Source organism: Brevibacterium sanguinis (assembly GCF_003315415.1).
Lineage (GTDB): Bacteria > Actinomycetota > Actinomycetes > Actinomycetales > Brevibacteriaceae > Brevibacterium > Brevibacterium celere_A.
Genome location: NZ_QNSB01000004.1, coordinates 216,570 through 234,191, shown reverse-complemented (window position 1 = coordinate 234,191; position 17,622 = coordinate 216,570). Strand labels below are relative to the sequence as shown.

At 67.9% G+C, this 17,622-nt stretch carries 16 protein-coding genes; 8 read left to right on the top strand and 8 right to left on the bottom strand.

The genetic code is table 11. From position 1 onward, the window contains the following. Positions 1 to 104: 104 nt before the first annotated feature. Together ligM (DFO65_RS07480) and DFO65_RS07475 are read left to right on the top strand one after the other, a co-directional pair. On the top strand, positions 105 to 1,508 hold the full coding sequence (ligM, locus tag DFO65_RS07480) for a vanillate/3-O-methylgallate O-demethylase (RefSeq protein WP_220151250.1): 1,404 nt from the start codon (positions 105 to 107) through the stop codon (positions 1,506 to 1,508). Then, entirely contained in the window at positions 1,508 to 2,893 is a 1,386-nt protein-coding gene (locus DFO65_RS07475) for an aminomethyltransferase family protein (protein ID WP_113903793.1), read from the top strand. The genes ligM (DFO65_RS07480) and DFO65_RS07475 overlap by 1 nt, the downstream gene beginning before the upstream one ends. Positions 2,894 to 3,007: 114 nt before the next feature. On the opposite strand, the gene DFO65_RS07470 is transcribed toward DFO65_RS07475, so the two are convergent. Beyond that, entirely contained in the window at positions 3,008 to 3,790 is a 783-nt protein-coding gene (locus tag DFO65_RS07470) for an NAD(P)-dependent oxidoreductase (RefSeq protein ID WP_181778661.1), read from the bottom strand. A 238-nt stretch (positions 3,791 to 4,028) separates the two neighbouring features. On the opposite strand from DFO65_RS07470, the gene DFO65_RS07465 reads away from it, so the two are divergent. The 5 genes from DFO65_RS07465 to DFO65_RS07445 are packed head-to-tail and all read left to right on the top strand — an operon-like array spanning position 4,029 to position 8,662. Next, on the top strand, positions 4,029 to 4,784 hold the full coding sequence (locus DFO65_RS07465) for an ABC transporter ATP-binding protein (RefSeq protein WP_245940531.1): 756 nt from the start codon (positions 4,029 to 4,031) through the stop codon (positions 4,782 to 4,784). Further along, entirely contained in the window at positions 4,771 to 5,481 is a 711-nt protein-coding gene (locus DFO65_RS07460) for an ABC transporter ATP-binding protein (RefSeq protein ID WP_113903790.1), read from the top strand. Before DFO65_RS07465 ends, DFO65_RS07460 begins: the two co-directional genes overlap by 14 nt. 3 nt (positions 5,482 to 5,484) lie before the next feature. Beyond that, entirely contained in the window at positions 5,485 to 6,366 is an 882-nt protein-coding gene (locus tag DFO65_RS07455) for a branched-chain amino acid ABC transporter permease (RefSeq protein ID WP_113903789.1), read from the top strand. Next, positions 6,366 to 7,415 carry a branched-chain amino acid ABC transporter permease gene (locus tag DFO65_RS07450; RefSeq protein ID WP_113903788.1) on the top strand — a complete coding sequence of 350 codons (1,050 nt, stop codon included), beginning with the start codon at positions 6,366 to 6,368 and terminating at the stop codon, positions 7,413 to 7,415. The genes DFO65_RS07455 and DFO65_RS07450 overlap by 1 nt, the downstream gene beginning before the upstream one ends. Next, a complete protein-coding gene (locus tag DFO65_RS07445; protein ID WP_245940530.1) occupies positions 7,412 to 8,662 on the top strand; it encodes an ABC transporter substrate-binding protein in 1,251 nt (416 codons plus the stop codon). Before DFO65_RS07450 ends, DFO65_RS07445 begins: the two co-directional genes overlap by 4 nt. An 82-nt stretch (positions 8,663 to 8,744) precedes the next feature. On the opposite strand, the gene DFO65_RS07440 is transcribed toward DFO65_RS07445, so the two are convergent. From DFO65_RS07440 to DFO65_RS07415, 6 genes are all read right to left on the bottom strand, one after another. Beyond that, on the bottom strand, positions 8,745 to 9,386 hold the full coding sequence (locus DFO65_RS07440) for a GntR family transcriptional regulator (RefSeq protein WP_220151249.1): 642 nt from the start codon (positions 9,384 to 9,386) through the stop codon (positions 8,745 to 8,747). 204 nt (positions 9,387 to 9,590) lie between these two features. Continuing rightward, positions 9,591 to 10,178 (bottom strand): PadR family transcriptional regulator, encoded by a 588-nt coding sequence (locus DFO65_RS07435; RefSeq protein ID WP_113903786.1) that lies wholly within the window; start codon positions 10,176 to 10,178, stop codon positions 9,591 to 9,593. A 94-nt stretch (positions 10,179 to 10,272) separates the two neighbouring features. Continuing rightward, positions 10,273 to 11,679, bottom strand: coding sequence for a vanillate/3-O-methylgallate O-demethylase (gene ligM, locus DFO65_RS07430; protein WP_113903785.1), 1,407 nt, complete (start codon positions 11,677 to 11,679; stop codon positions 10,273 to 10,275). Between the two features lie 53 nt (positions 11,680 to 11,732). After that, a complete protein-coding gene (gene purU / locus DFO65_RS07425; protein WP_113903784.1) occupies positions 11,733 to 12,677 on the bottom strand; it encodes a formyltetrahydrofolate deformylase in 945 nt (314 codons plus the stop codon). 9 nt (positions 12,678 to 12,686) lie between these two features. Beyond that, complete coding sequence (locus DFO65_RS07420) at positions 12,687 to 13,538, bottom strand: methylenetetrahydrofolate reductase (RefSeq protein ID WP_113903783.1); 852 nt, start codon at positions 13,536 to 13,538, stop codon at positions 12,687 to 12,689. Between the two features lie 122 nt (positions 13,539 to 13,660). Beyond that, positions 13,661 to 15,121 carry an aldehyde dehydrogenase family protein gene (locus DFO65_RS07415; RefSeq protein WP_113903782.1) on the bottom strand — a complete coding sequence of 487 codons (1,461 nt, stop codon included), beginning with the start codon at positions 15,119 to 15,121 and terminating at the stop codon, positions 13,661 to 13,663. Positions 15,122 to 15,318: 197 nt separating this feature from the next. On the opposite strand from DFO65_RS07415, the gene DFO65_RS07410 reads away from it, so the two are divergent. After that, positions 15,319 to 16,557 (top strand): MFS transporter, encoded by a 1,239-nt coding sequence (locus DFO65_RS07410; protein WP_113903781.1) that lies wholly within the window; start codon positions 15,319 to 15,321, stop codon positions 16,555 to 16,557. A gap of 106 nt (positions 16,558 to 16,663) precedes the next feature. On the opposite strand, the gene DFO65_RS07405 is transcribed toward DFO65_RS07410, so the two are convergent. After that, positions 16,664 to 17,617, bottom strand: a complete 954-nt coding sequence (locus DFO65_RS07405; protein WP_113903780.1) for a LysR family transcriptional regulator — start codon at positions 17,615 to 17,617, stop codon at positions 16,664 to 16,666. Positions 17,618 to 17,622: the final 5 nt, after the last annotated feature.

The following is a 17,622-nucleotide window of genomic DNA, read 5'->3' as shown; positions in this document are numbered from 1 at the left end:
CTGAACACACTATGGACATAGGGAAGCCGCGGTGGGGTGTCCTGCCCTGCAACGGCCGGAGAGCGTGATGCCGACCATCACCAGACAAGGAAGTCGAGACCCTGATGCCGAAGAACCTGCAAGAACTGATCGACGAGCGCGGCAGCGTCGTCGACATGCTCCGCAATTCCAAGCTTGGCACCTACATCTATCCGGTCGTGCCGGCCGAGTTCAGCAACTGGCGGCGCGAGCAGAAGGCGTGGCGGGAGACCGCTGTGCTGTTCGATCAGACCCATCACATGGTCAACCTCTTCCTCAAGGGCCCCGACGCGCTCAGACTGCTCAGCGACACGGGCATCAACTCGTTCGCGAACTTCCCGGTCGGTCAGGCGAAGCAGTTCGTGCCGGTCGCGTCGAACGGCGGCGTCATCGGCGACGGGATCCTCTTTCACGAGGCCGACGACGAGTACGTCTACGTCGGTCGCGCCCCCGGCGCGAACTGGCTGCAGTTCCATGCCGAGACGGGCGGCTACGACGTCGAGGTGCTCTATGACGATCGGTCCCCCTCCCGTCCCTACGGAGCGGCCGTGCACCGCGAGTACTGCCGCTTCCAGATCCAAGGTCCCCGGGCCTGGGAGGTCATCGAGAAGCTCAACGGCGCTCCGGTCGAGCAGGTCAGGTTCTTCCGCATGGGCACCATCGACGTCGCCGGCGAAACCGTGCGCACCCTGCGTCACGGCATGGCGGGCGCTCCGGGGCTCGAGCTCTGGGCTCCCTACGACCAGCACGGCAGGATCCGCGACGCGATTCTCACCGCCGGCGCCGAATTCGGCATCGAGCCCTGCGGGTCCCGCGCCTACTCCTCGAACACGCTGGAGTCGGGCTGGATCCCCTCACCGCTGCCGGCGATCTATTCGAGCGAGGCCGAACGCGGCTACCGCGAGTGGCTCGGGATCGACAGCTACGAGGCGATCAACGCGATCGCGGGATCATTCGTCTCCGAGGACATCGAGGACTACTACCTCAACCCCTGGGAGCTCGGGTACGGCTCATTCGTGAAGTTCGACCACGATTTCATCGGCCGCGACGCCCTCGAGCAGGTCGACGCCGAGCGAAGCCGCAAGAAGGTCACTCTCGCGTGGAACGACGAGGACCTGGCGAAGCTGCTCACCACCGTCATCGACCGCGACGGTCCCGGCTACCAGTTCTTCGACCTACCGAACGCGAACTACGGCTCCTCGAACTTCGACGCCGTGATCGACGCCGACGGCAGCACCGTCGGTCTGTCGCTGTTCACTGGCGTCACGGCCAACGAGAAGCGCGGACTGTCGCTGGCGACGGTCGATCGCGATGTGCCCATCGGCGCCGAGGTGCGCGTGATGTGGGGCGAACCCGACGGCGGCTCCGACAAGACCACCGTCGAGCCGCACGAGCAGCTCGCCGTCCGGGCGATCGTCAGCCCCGTGCCGTACGCCGAGACGGCGCGCCGGGAGTACCAGGGCGGCTGGCGCACCACCGGTGAGCTGTGATGACGTCGCAGTCGGCCGCCGAGGCGATCGCCGCAGCCGGAGGACCGGTCTCCTACCTGAGGAATGCGCAGGCCCTGCCGACGCAGTTCCCGGTCCGGCCGGAGTTCACGAACTGGATCGAGGAACAGCGCGCCTGGCGAGAGTCCGTGGCGCTGCTCGACCAGTCCCACCACATGAGCGACCTTTTCATCCGCGGTCGCGACGCCGCGCGCCTGCTCAGCGACACCGGTGTCAACAGCTTCGCCCGCTTCCCTGCGAACGCCGCGAAGCAATTCATCGCCGTCAACCACGAGGGTCATCTCGTCGGCGACGCGATCCTGTTCCATCTCAGCGGTGCGGCCGGAGCGGCGGATGACGAGTACGACCTCGTCGGCTGGCACATGGTGCTCGACTGGGTGCAGTACCACGGTGAGACCGGTGGATATGACGTGAGCTTCGACCGCGACCCGAACTCGATCGCGCGGGCGGCGGCCGGCGGTGGGAATCCGAAGGTCTATCGGTACGAACTGCAGGGACCGAACGCCCTGCCGCTGCTCGAGAGGGTGACGGGCCGCCCCGCGCCCGAGACGCGGTTCTTCGGAATGGAGACCTTCGAGATCGCCGGGGTCACCGTCCGTTCGCTCCGGCACGGGATGGCGGGCATGCCCGGCTTCGAGCTGTTCGGACCCTGGGTCGAGGGGGAGCGGGTGCGGGAGGCGCTGCTCGAGGCGGGGGACGAATTCGGGCTGACGCTCGTCGGTTCGCGCGCCTACTCCTCGGCGAACCTCGAATCGGCGTGGGTGCCGTCGCCGCTTCCCGCGATATACACGGGACGGGGGAGCGAGGAGTATCTCGCCTGGCTGCCGGCGGCCCGCCTCGGGTCGCTGGCCGGCTCGTTCGAATCCGAGGACATCGAGGACTACTATCTCTCCCCGTACGAACTCGGCTACGGTCGCACGATCAGGTTCGACCATGACTTCATCGGCAGAGCCGCGCTCGAGCGCCGCGCCGCTGGGGCGCATCGGGTCAAGGTGTCGCTCGTCTGGGATCCCGAGGACGTCGCGGCGATCCAGCGTTCCGCGTACGAAGACGGCCTGCCGGCGAAGTTCCTCGAGTTCCCGAAGGCCCGCTATGGCCAGCATCAGGTCGACCTCGTGCGCTGCGGCGACGACGCCGTCGGTCTGTCCCACGACGTGGGCTACAGCGTGAATGAGCAGATTTTCCTGTCGCTGGCGAGCGTCGAGCCCGACTATGCCGAGCCCGGCACCGAGGTGGAGGTGCTGTGGGGCGAGGACCCGAACACGGCCAAGCCGTCCGTCGAACGCCACCGGCAGGTGCGTGTGCGTGCGAGAGTGGCGCCGGCACCGTACTCCCGGTTCGCCCGCGAGAGCTACCGTCGCACGTAGCGCGAATCGCGCACGCCGAGAGCTGCCCTCGCACACAGCGCGGTTCGCCCGCGAGAGCTGCCCTCGCACGCAGCGCGAACACCGAACCGCAGACCGCGAACCGCGGGCCGGGCCTCAGACCGCCCATCCGTCGTTGATGCGCTCGAACCAGGTCAGGGCGGCGCGCGTCATGTCGGTCGGCCGTCCGGTTGCCTCGAGCGCCGCGAGCGCGTCGCGGACCTCGTGCTCGCGGCGCTGAGCGTGCAGGCGAGTGCCCGAGACCAGCCGCTCGACGAGCGCCGGCCCGCCGGGCCCGAGCTCGGCGGTGATCTGATCGTGCAGCCAGGACTCGGCGTCCATGGCCGCGGCTGCGCCGAGGGCCTCGACGACGAGGGCGCCGAGGCCCTTCATGAACACGCTGCGCAGGAGCTTGAGCCGCGCCGCGGTCCCGGCCTCGTCGCCGACGACATCGACCGGGACGCCGAACGGGGCGACCAGGCGCGCGAACCGTGCGGCGCCGGGTCCGCTCGCCGCGAGCGGAGTGCGATGGCCCGCTCGGGGCACCGGTGCGAGGACCGCCCCGTCGACCATGCCCACGCCGTGCTTCGCGGCGATGCTCGCGATCTCCTGTTTGACGTCGACGGACGCGGTGTTGAGGTCGGCGAAGACCGTGCCCTCGGCAAGGAGCGGCATCGCCTGTCGCGCGATCCCGACCGCGTCCCGGCCCCCGGTCAGCGACAGCACGACGTCCGCATCCTCGAGCGCCTCCGCCAGATCGAGCGCCTGGGTCAGCGACCCGGCCCTCGCCTCGGCGGTGACGAACGGGTCGAATCCGACCACATCCCCACCGGCCGCGGCGAGACCGGAGGCGTAGCCCAGGCCCGCCTCCCCGAGGCCGAGAATGCTGAAGCGAGTCACGGCACGCCTCCTCTGCGATTTCCGTTGAATGGAAAGGTTGTGGTCAGGCACGTATGTCCTGTGTGGATAATGATCTAACGCAGCTAACTTGTCGGCAACTTTGACCAAGAAATTGTTGACACTTTCTGCGAAGGTTCCTAGTGTCAGAACTGCCTGGCGCGGGACCGAAGCACCCGTTGTATCGAAGATGATGAACAGGAAGAGCAGGGCTATGGCAGCTCGTGTGACTTTGCAGGGAGTGAACCTCCATTTCGGGGGCGTCAAGGTGCTGCGCGACGTGAGCTTCGACGTCGAACCGGGATCGGTCTTCGGGCTGGTGGGCCCCAATGGCGCGGGGAAGACCTCCCTGTTCAACTGCATCAGCGGTCACTACCGCCCGAGCTCGGGCTCGATCCGGATCGACGGCACCGAGGTGCGCGGGTCGAGGCCCTCGCACATGGCCTCGTTCGGCCTCGCCCGCACCTTCCAGCATCCGGCGCTGCAGCTGCGCGAGACCGTGCTCGAGAACGTGATGCTCGGTGCCCACACCCGACTGCGCGGCGGCCCTGTCGCCTGGTCGCTGAGACTGCCGCACGTGGTCCGCGCCGAGAAGGAGCTGCGTGGCGAGGCGCTGCGGCTGCTCGAGGAGAACGGACTCGGCTGGGCCGCTCAGCGTCGTGCTGACGAGCTCTCACACGGACTGCACAAGGGCGTCGAGCTGTGCCGTGCCCTGATGATGCGGCCGGGCCTGCTGCTGCTCGATGAGCCCGCCGCGGGTCTGCCGCACTCCGAGGTCGAGCAGCTCATCGACACGGTGCGCCGACTGCGGGCCGAGTCCGACGTCACGATCATCATCGTCGAGCATCACATGGGACTCATCGCGGCGCTGACCGATCGGGTCGTGGTCCTCGATCACGGGGCGAAGCTGATGGAGGGCACCGCCGCCGAGGCGCAGTCGGATCCCCGTGTCATCGAGGCCTACATCGGAAAGGACGAAGCCGATGCCGCTTCTTGAGCTCGAGGACGTCACCGCCTCCTATGCCTCGGTGCAGGTGCTCGACGGCGTGTCACTGTCGGTCCCGGAGGGCGGAGCCGTCGGCGTGCTCGGAGCCAACGGGGCCGGGAAGACGACGACGCTGCGCGCGATCACCGGCGTGGTGCGTGCGGGCGGGTCGATCCGATTCGACGGCAGGGACATCCGCGGGCTGCGCCCCGACCAGGTCGCAGCGCTCGGCATCGCTCACGTCCCGGAGGGGCGCGGCACCCTGGGGGACCTGTCGGTGCGCGACAACCTCCGCGTCGGCGCCTACCTGCGCAAGGACAAAGCGGGCATCACCCGCGACATCGACTACTGCCTCGAGCTCTTCCCGCAGCTGCGAGAGCGGGTGAAGTCGAACGGGTCCGCGCTCTCCGGAGGTGAGCAGCAGATGCTCGCCGTGGCGCGCGCCTTCATGGCCAAGCCCCGCCTGCTGCTGCTCGACGAAGCCTCACTCGGCCTGGCCCCCAGCACCGCGAAGAACGTCTACCAGGCGATCCGCCGCCTGCGCGAGGAGTCGGGCATCGCCATGCTGGTCGTCGAACAGAACGCGAACCTCGCATTCTCGCTCGTCGACTCGGCGACCGTCCTCGAGACCGGTCGCAGCGTGCTCACCGGACCGACGGAGGAGCTGCGCGCCATGGACGAAATCCGACGAGCATACCTGGGAGGCTGACAGATGGGCACGTTCATCCAACTCCTGATCGACGGCCTGTCGACAGGTTCGATCTACGCCGCCCTCGCGCTGGCCATCGTCCTGGTGCACCAGGCGACCGGGATGGTGAACTTCGCGCAGGGCGCGATGGCGGTTCTCTCCGGCTATATCGCGTACTCCCTGCTCGGGCTGGGCCTGCCGCTGATCGGCGCGATCATCGGCGCGGTGGTGATCTCGTTCTTCGTCGGCGCGCTCATCGAACGGCTGCTGATCCGCAGGTTCGAGCGGGGCGACGAGGACACCGCAGTGGTGGTGACGATCGGACTCCTCACCCTGATCACCGGCATCTGCGCCTGGTTCTGGTCGTACAACAACCAGCTGTTCCCGTCGCTGTTCCCGAACCACACCATCCCGGTGCTCGGGGCGTCCGTGAGCCTGCGCTCGCTCGGCACGATCATCGTCATCCTCGTCATCATGGGGCTGCTGCAGCTCCTGTTCGTCGGCACCAAGCTGGGCCTTGCGCTGCGGGCGGTGTCCATCAATCAGCAGTCGGCGGCCTTCGCCGGCATGCCCGTCGGGCACCTGCTCATGGTCGGCTGGGGACTCGCCTCCGCGCTCGGCGCCGTGGCCGGTGTGCTCGTCGCCCCGCAGCTGACGCTGACCCCGGGCATGATGGACACGGCGCTCGTCTACGCCCTGGCCGCGGTCATCCTCGGCGGTCTCTCCAGTCCGATCGGCGTCGTCGCCGCGGCCGGCATCATCGGGGTGCTGGAGAACCTCGCCGCCGTCTACGTGCCGTTCATCGGCCACGACCTCAAGGTGGCGGTGCCCTTCCTCCTGATCTTCGTCGTGCTCATCCTGAGGCCGCAGGGTCTCTTCGGCCGGAAAGCAGTGGTGAGAGTCTGATGTCGAACCTCCTCAAGAAGCCCGCGGTGCGCTGGGGAGCGCTCGTCGTCCTCGTCGCGCTCGCCGTGGTGCTGCCGCTCATGCTGCCCGAGGTGGCCAACGACACGATCGCCCGCATCTGCGTGTTCGCCGTCGCCGTGCTCGGCCTCAACGTCGTCATGGGATACGGCGGTCAGGTGTCGCTCGGCCAGATCTTCTTCCTCGGTCTCGGCTCGTACGTGACCGCGTACGGGGCGACGCACGACTGGAACATCGTGCTGACGTTCCTCGCGGCTCTCGTTCTGCCCGCGATCGCGGGGCTGGTCATCGCCTTGGCGGCCGCGCGCCTCGGCGGCCTGGCGATCGCGATGGTGACGATCGCGCTGCCGATCGTCGGGCTGCCGCTGGCGCGGCGTCTTGACCACTGGACCGGCGGTTCACAGGGCCTGTCCTCCCGGTTCTCGGACGCGCCCGAGTGGACGGGCCTCTACCACGACCAGTGGCAGCTGTACCTCGTGCTCGTCATCGCCGTCGTCACCTTCGTGCTCGTGCGCAACTTCGTGCGCGGCAAGTTCGGCCGGGCACTGGCGATCGTCAAGGAGAACGAGGCGGTCGCCTCGTCGATGGGCATCTCCCCGTACTGGTACAAGGTGCTGTCCTTCACCATCGCATCACTGGTGGGCGGGATCAGCGGGTTCATGTACATGTCCGTGGTCCAGTACACCTCACCCGAGACCCTCGCCTTCCACCACTCGATCACCCTGCTCGCCGCGATGGTGGTCGGCGGGTCGGCGACCCTGGCCGGGTCGGTCATCGGCGGCGTCTACTTCGTGTTCGTGCCGGTGCTCACCAATGCGATCAACCCGAACCTGACGGCCATGCTGCAGGGTGCGATCCTGCTGCTCGTGCTCTTCCTGCTTCCCGGGGGCCTCGCCTCACTGCCCCACCGGATCGCGGGCCTGAGACGGCCGTCCGGTTCGAGACCGGGCGCGCCGCACCGCGAGGAAGCAGCCACCCCGGCGGCGCAGAAGGCCGCTTCGAAACAGCCCACGAGAAAGGCAGATCAATGAAGATGACCCCTACACGACGCGGTGCTACCAGCGTCATCGCCCTGTCGGCGGCGGTTCTCCTCGCCGCCACCGGTTGTGCCCGCGACGGAGGTGGCGGCCGCGGCGGTGAGACCAGTCCCGGAATCACCGACGACTCGATCACCCTCGGCATCACGACCCCGCTCAGCGGCCCCACCGCCGGACCCGGCACCTGCACCGTGGCAGGTCTGGAGGCCTACATGGGCGCGGTCAACGAGGCCGGTGGCATCGAGTTCGGTGACGGCAAGACCCGCACCGTCGAGATCAAGGCCCTCGACGACGCCTACGACCCGCAGAAGGCTTCGTCGAACTATCAGACGCTGAAGAACGAGGCCTTCGCGATCACCTCGGGACTGGGCACGCCGACGAACCTCGCCTGGCGTGAGGCGGCGACCGCCGACGAGGTGCCCCAGGTGTTCGTCATGACCGGCGACCCGATATTCAGCCAGCAGTCCGAGAGCCCCTGGTCGCTCGGCTGGGTGCCCGCCTACCCGAACGAGGGCGCCGCGTTCGGCGAGATGCTCGCGAAGTCGTCCGAAGATCACAAGGTCGCGATCCTGTTCCAGAACGACGACTTCGGCGAGGGCTACGTCAAGGGATTCAAGGAGGCCATCAAGGGCTCAGAGAACATCGAGGTCGTGGGCGAGCTCAGTTACGAGGCGACCGACGCCTCGGTCGATGCGCAGCTGACCGAGCTCGCCGCGACCGATGCCGACATCCTGTTCAACGCGATGTCGATCACCCCGCTGGTCATCTCGTCTCTCGAGCGGGCGCAGAGCATCGGCTGGAAGCCGAGCTGGTTCCTGCCGTCGAACACCTCGAGCCCCTCGGCGATCCTGCAGCCGGGTGGCGCCGACGCCTACCCGGGCGTGTACTCGGTGGCGTTCTCCAAGGCACCCGCCTCGCCCAAGTTCGCCGACGACGAGGACGTGAAGACCTTCCTCTCCGATCTCAAGACCTACGCGGACTACCCCGAGGTGCCAGCGTTCCCGCACTGCATGTGGAGCTACATGCTCGGTGCGACTCTGGAGCAGGTGTTCAAGGACATGCAGGAGCCCACCCGGGAGAACTTCATGGAGGCGGTGCGCAGCATCGAGGACTTCAAGGCCCCGCTGATGCTCGACGGCACCTCGGTGAATACCACGGTCGATGGAGAACCGGCCGTCTCGAGCGTGGTCGTGCAGAAGTTCAACGGGAAGGGATTCGACACCGTCGAGGGAATCGAATAGGGACCCCGGCCGAGCGGGCACGCAGGGCCGCCCGAAGACACCTCTGGTGCGGACCGGAATCGGTCCGCACCAGAGGTGTCTTCTAGCTCGACTGCCGCATGGCTTCGATGATCCGGGTCAGGTGGCTTCGGGTCGCCGCCTCGGCGGCGTCGGGATCCCGCGCGACGACCGCGTCGATGATCGCGGCGTGCTCCTCGACCGAGGCACTGGCCCGGTGGGGGTCGAACGCGAGCCTGAACTGGTGCCTCGCCGCCTGTGCGAGGAGTCGCTCGAGCAGCTGCTTGGCGAGGGCATGACCGGCGACGTCGCGCAGAATCGCATCCATCTCCTGGTTGAGGGAGGCGTAGCGCATCAGGTTTCCACCCGCCACGGCCTCGCGCATGTCCTCGCGCAGAGCCGCGAGTTCACCGATCCGATCGTCATCGATCCGCTCGGCCGCGCGCCGGGCGACGAGGACCTCGAGCCCGATCCTCACCTCCACGATCTCCACCGCCTCGGTGACGCTGATCGCGCGCACCCGGGCGCCCCTGTTCGGCATCCGTTCGACGAGGCCCTCGTTCTCCAGGCTCATCAGCGCCGTCCGCACCGCGGCGCGGGAGACCTCGAACTGCGAGCTGAGATCGGTCTCGATGAGGCGCTGACGGGGAGCGAAGTCCCCGTCGAGGATCGCCTGGCGAATCACCTGGATCACATCGTCGCTCGCGACCGTCGCTCGTGCGCCCACGCTGCCTCCCTCACATTGGCAACAATATTGTCGCAGACTTTGACTGATGATAACGCACAGCCCACGGTCGGCGGGCAGGGGAGGATGCCAGGCGGGCAGGGGAGGATGCCCGGCAAGCACGGGAGGACGCCGGCCGGGCAGGGAGGTCGTCGACCGAGCGGGGAGGAAAGGGTCAGCCCTGCGCCCGGTGGGCGGGCACGAGCCTCACTCCGGGCCCTCGAGGCGATCGATCACCTCGAGGCCGTGCTCGGCCCATTCGATCTCGGCGCGGGCGCGCGCGGCGAGTCCCTGATAGGCGAAGCGCTTGTACGCGATCGTGCGTTCGCGGTCGTCCTCGGAGGTGACATTGAGCCGGCGGACGAGGGTCGGGTTGTCCATCGCGTCGATGTGCGCGATCTCGCCCTCCCAGCACTTGAGCTCATGCCTCCAATGGTCGATGTGCGCGCGGAGGAAGGCCCGCGCCGCGGCTGGCTCCGCGGATTCGAGGTAGGCGGCACGGAGGTGGGCGGCGTCCCGGGTGCGCTGGTACTCGGGCGGGCTGTTCATCCACTCGAGGAATGCCTTGTCGCCGGCCTCGGTGACGTGGTAGACACGGCGCATGCCGCGTTCCCCGCGGGTCTGCTCCTCGGCGACGACGAGGCCCTCGACCGCCATCTTGCGCAGCGCGGGGTAGATCTGGGAGTCGGGCGCGTGCCACACGTGTCCGACCGACTGTGAGAACTGCTTCTGCAGGTCATAGCCCGACAACGGTCCGACGCGCAGGAGCGCGAGGAGTGCACTGCGCAGGCTCATGGTGGGGATCCTCGTTCGTGGTGGGTGGTCGGATGTGCCGAGAGGGCCCGGAGGCGAACCTCGGGCCCTCTCAGCGTACAAGCACTGTTCGGGCTCAGTCCTGCTGGTAGCCCGTGCGCCATCCTCCCTGGTACTCCTTGCGGGCGACCGTGGAGTACGGGACGGGGCTGACCACGGCGCGCACCTCGGTCTGCTCGTGCGGCTCGACGGAGGCCTTGGAGGTTCCGCCGTTGGGCTCGCCCCAGACGACGCGCAGCTCGGTGCCCTCGGGAACGTCGGGGCTGACCGTGGCCAGCGACAGGCCGCGGCGCTCGTTCGCGGAGTAGCCGGTGAACATCGAGAATCCGACGACGTTGTCGTCGGCGTCGACGACCGCGTCGTAGTTGGCCGATCCGTAGTTCGCCAGCGGCAGGTCGAAGAACTTGTAGTCGGGTCCGTCGACGTTGAGCAGCGAGGTCCAGACCTTGCCGAGGTCCTCGGCGTTCCAGGCCAGGGTCACCTTCTTGCGCTGGGCGGCCGGGTCCATCTTCTCGAGGGCGTCACGGCCGATGAAGTCGTGGTCGAACTTGACGAACGAGCCGTAGCCGAGCTCCCACGGGGTCAGGTAGTAGTCCTCGATGTTCTCGGACACGAACGAGCCGGCCAGGGTGCCGGTGGCCTCGTAGCTGTCGACGCCGAGCCATTCGCGGTAACCGCGCTCGGCCTCACCACTGTAGATCGCGGGAAGCGGGGAGGGGATCCACCCCGACTCGAGCGTGTTCGAGGGGTAGGCACGCGATCCGACGGGCAGCAGTCCGAACTCGGCCCCGGCCTCGACGACCGCATCGCGGATGAGGTCGTGGTCCTCGTAGGGGCCCCAGATCTCGAGACCCGGGGCGCCGGCCATGCCGTGGCGCAGGGTGCGCACCTGCTTGCCCGCGATCTGCATGGTCGCCATCCTGAAGAAGCCGATCTTCTCCAGCGGGCCGCCGTTGAGCTTCTCGATGACGTCCCAGGCCCGCGGTCCCTGGATCTGGAAGCGGTAGTACTGACGGGTGACCGGGTGGCCGTAGGGCCGAGAGGGGGAGCGGCGGTCGACCTGGACGTCGAGGTTCTGGTAGCCGCCGGTCTCACCGTGGTACATGAGCCAGTTCGAGGCCGGTGAGCGACCGACGTAGACGTACTCCTCCTCGGCCTCGCGGAACAGGATGCCATCGCCGATCACGTGACCCGAGGCGGTGGTCGGCACGTACTGCTTCGCCTTGTTCACGGGGAAGTTCGCGACCGAGTTGATGGCCGTGTCCGAGATCAGCCTGATCGCGTCGGAGCCCTTGAGGAACACATTGTCCATGTGGTGCGACTGGTCGTAGAGCACAGCCGTCTCGCGCCACGCGCGCTGCTCCTTGATCCAGTTGGTGAAGTCGGCAGGCACCACTGGGTAGATGTAGGAGCCGATCTGCGAGTTGCGCAGCAGCTCGACGGGGCTGGTCTGATTCAGCAGTTCTTGCAGGTTGTTCGCCACGGTGAGAACCTCTCTGGTTGTTGTGCTGGGGCCGGAGCCCCACTTGGTGGGGGTCAGTTGAAGACGATGGTGTGGTTGTGGTGTCGGATCACGCGATCCTCGGAGTGCCACAGCACGGCCCGGCTGAGCACGGCCCGCTCGACGTTCGCGCCCCGCCGCTGCAGGTCGGCGGCGGTCTCGGCATGGGTGACGCGGATGACGTCCTGTTCGACGTTCGCGCCCCGCCGCTGCAGGTCGGCGGCGGTCTCGGCATGGGTGACGCGGATGACGTCCTGTTCGATGATCGGGCCCTCGTCGAGCTCCTCGGTCACGTAATGGCTGGTCGCGCCGATGAGCTTGACGCCGCGCTCCTTGGCCTTGCGGTACGGAGCGGCGCCGATGAACGCGGGCAGGAAGGAGTGGTGGATGTTGATCACGGGCACGCCGACCTGCTGCAGGAACGCGGGCGAGATGATCTGCATGTACCGGGCCAGCACGACGAAGTCGACGTTGCCCTGCAGCAGGGCGAGGATCTTCGCCTCGGCCTCCGACTTGTCGGGACCCTGCGAGGGCACATGGAAGAACGGGACGCCGAACGACCGCACGTCCTCCGCGGTGTTGGTGTGGTTGGAGATCACCATCGGGATCGACACCGGCAGCTCGCCGCGCCGCTGGCGCCAGAGCAGGTCGAGCAGGCAGTGGTCGCTGGTCGAGGCGAGCACGGCCATGCGCTTGGGCACCGACATGTCGGTGAGGTTCCACTCGACGCCGAAGGGATCCAGTGTCGTGGCCAGGTCGGCCTCGATCGCGGGCATCGCCGCGGTCAGATTCGAGCGATGGAACACGACGCGCTGGAAGAACGCGCCGCCCTCGGGATCGTCGGAATGCTGGTCGAGGGAGACGATATTGCCGTCATTGCGGGTGACGAGCGTGGTCACCGCCGAGACGAGACCGCGCTGGTCCGGTCCGTGCACGATCAGGCACGCATGGTCGCGGCGGTCGTCGATGATCCTGGTCATCAGCGCTCCCTAGTGACCCGTGCCGAAGGTCTGGGCCCATTCGGCGGTCGCGAGCAGACCGCCGAACGTATAGAAGTGGGTGCGCACCCGACCGCTGCGAGCATCGGCCGCGAGCAGGTCGCCGAGCTCGCCCACGAAGCGGTCGGGGCCGGCGGTGCCCATGAGGTTGGTGAGGGAGAAGCCGTACTTCTTGACGATCCCGGCGCTCGTGCCGACACCGAAGCGGCGGGCGTAGCCGAGCAGTCGCTTGATGCCCGCGGGGCCGGGGGTGCCGACGCGGATCTCGGAATCGATCCCGCGGTCGCGCACCTCGAGCACCCACTTGAGCACCGCCTCGGCGTCGAAGGCGAACTGGGTGAGCACGACGGCGTCGAGGCCCTGCTCGGCCAGCGCCGCCGACTTGTCCTCGAGGTGCTGCCACAGCACCTCGGCGGAGATGTCGGGATGGCCCTCGGGGTAGCCGGCGATCGAGACCTCCTTGACGCCGTACTGCTGCAGCACACCGGAGCGGATCACGGACAGGGAGTCGGGGTAGGGGCCCTCCGGCGTCGCGGGGTCACCGCCGACGCAGAAGACGTGGTCGGTGGCGTCGACCCCGTGCAGCGCTGCGAGGAACTCCTCGAGCTGCTGCTGCGACTGCAGGCGTCGCGCGGAGATGTGGGGGACTGGCACGAAGCCGAGCTCCTTCACCCGCTTGGCCGCGGCCACGCGCATCTCGAGGTCCTCGTTGCCGAGGAAGGTGACGTTGATCTTGGTGCCCTGCGGGATCGCCCGGCTGGCCTCTTCGAGACCGGGGATGTCCTTGCCGGTCATCTCCAGCGAGAAGTTGTCGAGCAGCTTGAGTGCGGCGGGAGTCGTCATGGTGGAGCCTTCCTTTCGCGGCGCTTCCTTGCGTCCTGATCCTCAGCATACCTATGCATGTAGGGAATGTACATAGGTAAATTCGGAGCATGGAAGTGCCGGGCCGGTCGCCGCCCGACGACCTACTCCGTGATCACCGACACCGCGTGCGGCTGCTGGAAGTCCCGCACACCGTGGATGCCCTGTTCGCGCCCGATGCCCGACTGCTTGACCCCGCCGAAGGGGGCGCGCAGGTCAAGACGGGTGGCGCCATGGTCGTTGACCCACACATAGCCTGACTGCAGCTGCGGGGCGACGCGCTGCGCAGCGGCGGGGTCCGCGGTCCACACCGAGTTCCCGAGGCCGGCCCAGGTGTCGTTGGCGAGGCGGATCGCCTCCTCCTCGCTGTCGAACGGGATGACGGGAACCACCGGACCGAACTGCTCTTCCGTGACCACGCGCAGTGCGGGGTCCGCGTCCACCACCAGTGCCGGCCTCACGAAGTTGCCGCCCTCGAGATCGCCGCCGGGCAGCTCCCCGAACTCGCGCACGTCGGCGCCCGCCTCCTTCGCCTCGCGGATGAGATCGTCCACGAACGCCTTCTGGCTGGGTGAGTGCAGGGGACCCATGGTCGTGCCCTGGGATTCGTCGAGGCCGTAGCCGAGCACGACCCGGGCGAGCCGGGACTCGAGACCCGCGACGAGCTCATCCATGCGCGAGCGGTGCACGAGGACGCGCTTGGCGTTCATGCAGATCTGACCGGTCGTGTCGTAGACGGCGCCGAAGAGCCTGTCGAGGTGCTCGTCGTCCAGCGGAGCGTCTGCGAGGAAGACCGCCGCGTCGTTGCCGCCGAGCTCGAGGGTGACCGGGGTCAGCGACTTCGCGGCCAGCTCCATGATCGTCTTCCCGCCGCGCACGCTGCCGGTGAAGCCGACCTTCGCGATCTTCTCGTTCGAGATCAGGCCCGACAGGTCGGCGTCGCGCCCGGTGACCACCTGCAGCACGCCCGCCGGCAGCTGCTCGGCGATCCGTTGGACCACCCGAGCGGTAGCCAGCGGAGCCGTCGGCGGCGGCTTGACGATGACGGTGTTGCCGGCGAGGAGCGCGTGCGGCAGCGCCGCGCCGAGGATCGCGATCGGCCAGTTGAAGGGCACGATGATCGTGACCACGCCCATCGGCTGATAGGTGATGCTGGTCGAATTGGGAATCGCTCCCGGAACCGGGTGAAGCTGCTCGGTCGCGTCGACGTCGTCGCGGTGCTCCAGCGCGAGGTTCCAGCGCAGCTCGAAGACCAGGGAGTCGACCCAGGCCTCGTGCACGACCTTGCCGTTCTCCTGCGACAGGATCGCGGCGGCGTCGTCGCGGTGGTCGGCGATGCCCTGGATCGCCGCGGCCATCGCGCTCGCGCGCTCGGGGCCGGTCAGGGCCGACCATGCCGGAAAGGCCGTTTCGGCGGCCGCGACCGCGTCCGCGACGTCGTCTGCGCTCGCCGCCGCGGCGGTGCCCACGACGCGACCGGGTTTGCCGGGATCGGCGATCTTGAGCGTGTCGTCGGTGAAGCGCTCCCGACCGTTGATGAAGAGGGGGGAATCGAACTCGGACATCGTCGTCCCTGTCTGTTGTGAGGGCGGGGCCTCCGGGTCTAGTTGATCCAGGTCGCATCTGGGCGGGAGATCCCGGCTCGGCAGCCGGAAGCGTGGGTATCAGCCCCATCTATGTGGCCATCAGTGATTTCGTCTTCCCTGATGTTCTCCTTCGGTGTTTGACTGTCGTCAACCCACTGAGAACAAAGGAGTTCCCGATGACGACGACCACCACCGGCAGACGGGCGGGCGCCCTGCAGGGCATGCTGCTGCTCGCCGGCAGCTGCATGCCGGTCCTGGGATCCGTGCTGATCACCCCCGTGCTCCCGCAGCTGTCAGAGCATTTCGCCGAGGTGCCTGGATCCGCGATCCTGGTGCCGATGATCGTGGCGATCCCGGCCCTGATGGTGGCGATCTTCGCGCCGTTCGCCGGCCAGATCGTCGACCGGCTGGGGCGCAAGACCCTGCTGATCATCACCATGCTCGCCTATGCGTGCGTCGGCACCGCCCCCGTCTGGCTGGAGGGGCTCCACGCGATCCTCATCACCCGCGTCCTCATCGGCGTGTTCGAAGCCGGCATCATGACGGTCTGCACCACGCTCATCGTCGACTACTTCCATGGCAGGAGCCGAACGAAGTACCTGGGACTGCAGACCGTGTCGACGACCCTGGCGGCGACCGTCTTCATCGCTCTCGGCGGCGCACTCGGGGTCGCCGGATGGCAGACCCCGTTCTGGGTGTATGGGATCAGTCTTCTCATCGCGGTCCCGATGATCTTCGCGCTCTGGGAGCCGAGCCCGAGCGAGGCCGAAGACCGTCGCGCAGGGCTGGGGGAGAAGGTCCGCATCCCGTGGGGCCGCATCGTCGTCCCCCTGCTCGTCACCATCTTCGGCGGGTTCACCTTCTACGTTCTCATCATCGAGGTCAGCTACCTGGTGGTGGGAACCGGAGTGGGCGCCGCCGACACTCGCGTCATCGGCACAGTGGCGGCCATCGCATCGCTCGCGACGGCGATCGCCGGTTTCACCTTCTCGCGCCTGCCGAAGATCAGGCCGGGTTCGCTCCTGCCGTGGGCTTTCCTGCTGCAGGCGGTCGGCATGCTCCTCATCTGGGGAATCGGATCCCTGCCGGGAGTGGTCGTCGGTGCGGTGATCGCCTCGTTCGGCTCGGGCCTGCTACTGCCCTCCCTGCTGACCTGGGTCGTGTCCTCCACCCGCTTCGAGGAGCGTGGCCGGGTGACCGGCTGGTGGACGGCCTCATTCTTCCTCGGTCAGTTCCTCACCCCGCTGCTCGTCGGCGCTCTGGCCGGCATCACGGGCGAGCTGTCGACGGCGGTCGGCGTCGTGGGGGTGGCCGCCGTCATCGTCGCGGTCCTGGTGGTGATCTCGCTGCGTCGGGCCACGCTGGTCGCCACCGAGGAGACGCCGGAGACCGGAGCGGCCGTGCCCCGAATCTGATCCGTGTGTCGACTCTGATCCGGCTCCGGGCTGATCCGGCGGGTCGGTCTGCGGGGCAAGGCGTGCCGGCCGGGCGAATGCTGGCGAACTGCGTGGGGAGAGGGCTTCAGTCCTTGGCCCCACGCAGTTCGCGTGAGGCCGCACGGAGTTCGCGGGTGGCCTCACGGAACTGCTCGCGCATCCAGATGTGCTCCGGGTCGTGCTCGTGCACGGGGTGCCACCACAGGGCATTGACGATCGGCGGTGCCTCGAACGGCGGGGGCAGCACCGTGATTCCCGGCATATGGCTGATCAGCCGTGCCGCCTGCTCCTGGAGCAGGCCCAGCCGAGGGGTTCCCTGGACGAACGGGGGCAGCGAGAGGAAGGTCTCGACGATCGCCTCGACGCGCGGTTCCAGCCCGAGCGACCGCAGCTGCTGGGTGGCGGAGGTGAAGGCGGTGCGAGACTGATACGTGAACACCCAGGGCGACCGGGCGAGGGTCTCGAGGCTCAGGCCGTTGGCGACCGCCGGATTGTCGTCGGAGGCGATGACCATCCAGCGATCGGTCCACAGCTCCAGGTGGGGAAGGTCGGTGATGTGACCGTGGGGCAGCAGTATGCCGTCGACCGTGCGGAGATGCTCACGGACATCATCGACGATGGATGTGGTGTGCAGGAGGAAGTGGAAGCGGATGTCGGGTGCCTGTCTGACCGCCAGGCGCGAGACGAGCTGACCCGTGGTGACGAACCCGTAGTCCGAGCCGAGGACGGAGAACTCCCGGTTCGACGTCTCCGGTGACCAGTCGGTCTGGCTGTCGAAGACCCGGCGAGCCATCTCCAGTGCCGCCGGGACCTGGTGGGACAGGCGCAGCGCGAGCGGCGTGAGCTCATAGGAGTTGCCCCGCCGGGCGAGGAGCGGATCCTTGAAGTGCGAGCGAAGTCGCGACAGAGCGGCCGAGAGCGCGGGCTGACTGAGCATCAGCCGTTGCGCGGCACGCGTGACGCTGCGCTCGCGCAGGAGGGCATCCAGCGAGACGAGCAGGTTGAGGTCCAGCCTGGCCAGGGATGGTCTGGTGTCCACATCGT

Bases quoted from the DNA above. Each gene is read 5' to 3' on its own strand.
- ligM (WP_220151250.1), top strand. From the start codon at position 105: ATGCCGAAGAACCTGCAAGAACTGATCGACGAGCGCGGCAGCGTCGTC.
- DFO65_RS07475 (WP_113903793.1), top strand. From the start codon at position 1,508: ATGACGTCGCAGTCGGCCGCCGAGGCGATCGCCGCAGCCGGAGGACCG.
- DFO65_RS07460 (WP_113903790.1), top strand. From the start codon at position 4,771: ATGCCGCTTCTTGAGCTCGAGGACGTCACCGCCTCCTATGCCTCGGTG.
- DFO65_RS07455 (WP_113903789.1), top strand. From the start codon at position 5,485: ATGGGCACGTTCATCCAACTCCTGATCGACGGCCTGTCGACAGGTTCG.
- DFO65_RS07450 (WP_113903788.1), top strand. From the start codon at position 6,366: ATGTCGAACCTCCTCAAGAAGCCCGCGGTGCGCTGGGGAGCGCTCGTC.
- DFO65_RS07445 (WP_245940530.1), top strand. From the start codon at position 7,412: ATGAAGATGACCCCTACACGACGCGGTGCTACCAGCGTCATCGCCCTG.
- DFO65_RS07435 (WP_113903786.1), bottom strand. From the start codon at position 10,178: ATGAGCCTGCGCAGTGCACTCCTCGCGCTCCTGCGCGTCGGACCGTTG.
- purU (WP_113903784.1), bottom strand. From the start codon at position 12,677: ATGACCAGGATCATCGACGACCGCCGCGACCATGCGTGCCTGATCGTG.
- DFO65_RS07420 (WP_113903783.1), bottom strand. From the start codon at position 13,538: ATGACGACTCCCGCCGCACTCAAGCTGCTCGACAACTTCTCGCTGGAG.
- DFO65_RS07415 (WP_113903782.1), bottom strand. From the start codon at position 15,121: ATGTCCGAGTTCGATTCCCCCCTCTTCATCAACGGTCGGGAGCGCTTC.
- DFO65_RS07410 (WP_113903781.1), top strand. From the start codon at position 15,319: ATGACGACGACCACCACCGGCAGACGGGCGGGCGCCCTGCAGGGCATG.